This is a genomic window from Acinetobacter sp. UBA6526, from assembly GCF_002434875.1.
GTDB classification, from domain to species: domain Bacteria; phylum Pseudomonadota; class Gammaproteobacteria; order Pseudomonadales; family Moraxellaceae; genus Acinetobacter; species Acinetobacter venetianus.
The window spans coordinates 1-635 of the sequence record NZ_DJLC01000247.1 but is presented as its reverse complement, the minus strand read 5'-3'; the positions used below and the strand labels follow the sequence as shown (position 1 = coordinate 635).

1 protein-coding gene is annotated in these 635 nt (G+C 40.6%); it reads left to right on the top strand.

Features of this window, described 5'->3' with window-relative positions; genetic code table 11:
• Positions 1–628 (top strand): NAD-dependent epimerase/dehydratase family protein (locus B4237_RS17125; protein ID WP_286944088.1); only part of this gene is annotated, 628 nt, incomplete at its 5' end.
• Between the last annotated feature and the right edge of the window lie 7 nt (positions 629–635).

Below are 635 nucleotides of genomic sequence, written 5' to 3'. Positions count from 1 at the left end.
TTCAAATAATGAGTTTGATGAAAATGACTGGAATAACACCAGCAATGAAACGCATCAACCCTACTCATATTCAAAAGTGGCTGCTGAACGCAAAGCATGGGAGATCGCAGATCAGCAAAGTCGTTGGAGTTTAGTTTGTATTAATCCAGCACTGGTTATGGGGCCGTCACTAACGGATGCAAGCCAATCAGGCAGTATTGAAGTATTGCAGCAGTTCGGCAATGGTACGACGCTATTCGGTGTGCCGCCAATGTGGAATGGCATTGTTGATGTACGAGATGTTGCTGATGCACATGTGAAAGCCGCTTTAGATCCACAAGCCAAAGGCCGCTATATCATCTGTGGTGGAACATTAAGCTTACTTGAAATGGGTAAAGCATTAACGCAAAAGTTTGGTTATAAATATCCTTTCCCACATTTTACTGTACCAAAAACAGCATTCTCACTGATTGCACCAATGCTCGGATATTCTCGTCAGTTTGTAAAACTCAATATGGGTTATCCGATTTACTTTAATGCTGAACGCAGTGTAAATGAATTGGGAATTCAATACCGCGATATTCGTGAGAGCGTTTGTGAGCATTTTCAGCAATTGCTTGATGATGGGATCGTGAAAAAATATATTTAATAAAAAA